This is a genomic window from Actinoallomurus sp. NPDC052274, assembly GCF_040679475.1.
In the GTDB taxonomy this organism is placed as follows: Bacteria; Actinomycetota; Actinomycetes; order Streptosporangiales; family Streptosporangiaceae; genus Actinoallomurus; species Actinoallomurus liliacearum.
In genome coordinates this window covers 1-1,259 of the sequence record NZ_JBFAUT010000149.1, presented here as the reverse complement: position 1 = coordinate 1,259, position 1,259 = coordinate 1, and the positions used below count along the sequence as shown (strand labels likewise).

Sequence of the window (1,259 nt, the reverse complement as noted above, 5' to 3'; positions counted from 1 at the left end):
GCCCGATGCCGGCGACCAGCCGATCAGCGGCAGCAATGCCTCGGGCACCGCGTCGCCGCGCCGGTCGGCATGGCGGATCGACGATCCCTCGGCGTTGCGGTCAACGGGAAACACCGCCGCCACGGGCAGGGACAGGAAATCGCTGCCGGCCGGATGGCTGGGCGCGACGAACACGCAGGCCCGCCGCCGTCCGCCTTCCTTGAACCAGCCCCGCCCCACCGACAGGAACTTGCGGTTGCGCAACTGCTCGGCGCGCCGGGAGCGGATCTTGCGCCACACCTCGAACGGGCCCAGCTCGCGCAGATAGTTGAACACCATCCGCCAGCTGCCCGGGCGCTCGAAATAGAGTCCCCTTACCGGCTGGAGCACCGCCCAGTGCGTGACCTGGACGCCGATCTCGCCATCACCGACATGATAGGGCAGGAAACCGTCGATCCACGCTCCCTCGGACCAGATCCGCATCACCGGTGACCCAGCTTGCGCAGGGTTCGGCGGCGGAAGCGCAGGAAGATCCACACCACCAGCGGATAGGCGACGATCGGGAGCGCAAAGAAATAGGAATAGAAGAAGCTCAGCGTGACGCTGACGAAGATGGGCGGATAGACCATGATCCCGAACAGGCTGCCCCGCTTCGCCGACTGATAGGCGAACGAGATCACCACCGTGATCAGCGCGAAGATCGCCAGCGCGAACCAGGGGCCGAAATCCGCCACCAGCGGCGAATAGAAAGTGGTGGCATTGAACGCTTCGTTCAGCAGCTCGATCGGATATTCGGTCTGTCCGAACAGCATGTTGCGCAGGAAGGTCGGGATCAGCGGCTGCAGCGTGTAATAGGGCACCATCGGCGGCTCGATATTCTGGCTGACCGCAAAGGCGAGGTTGTTGAAAGGCGAAGTGATGTAGATGAACGACCAGACGAAATGGCTCAGGAACGTGCCATTGTCCTGGAAGGCGCCGCCCAGGACCTCGCCGAAATTGCCCTGATAGCCCTCGGTACGATTGTTGCCGACCCATTCGAACGAGAGCAGCGCGACCCAGACGGCCCCGCCCCATTTCGCGATCTGCATCGGATAGACCGGGCGCAGCAGCACGATCACCGCGGCCCCGTGCAGCACCGCCGAGGTCACCGATCCGCGCGAAATCTCCGCGATCGACGAGAAGAAGGTGACGGCGAGGATGATATAGTCCTGCCGTTTGGCGCGCTTCTGGAGGTGCAGCATCACGCAGGAGGCGATGCAGAAGCAGCGCAGCATGTTCAC

General features: G+C 63.8%; 2 protein-coding genes. Both read right to left on the bottom strand.

Annotated elements, in window-relative coordinates:
* The coding region (locus AB0K82_RS44550; protein ID WP_364409823.1) for a hypothetical protein at positions 1-462 on the bottom strand (462 nt) is incomplete at its 3' end.
* On the bottom strand, positions 462-1,259 hold a 798-nt coding region (locus AB0K82_RS44545; RefSeq protein ID WP_364409820.1), incomplete at its 5' end, for a hypothetical protein. The genes AB0K82_RS44545 and AB0K82_RS44550, both read right to left, overlap by 1 nt.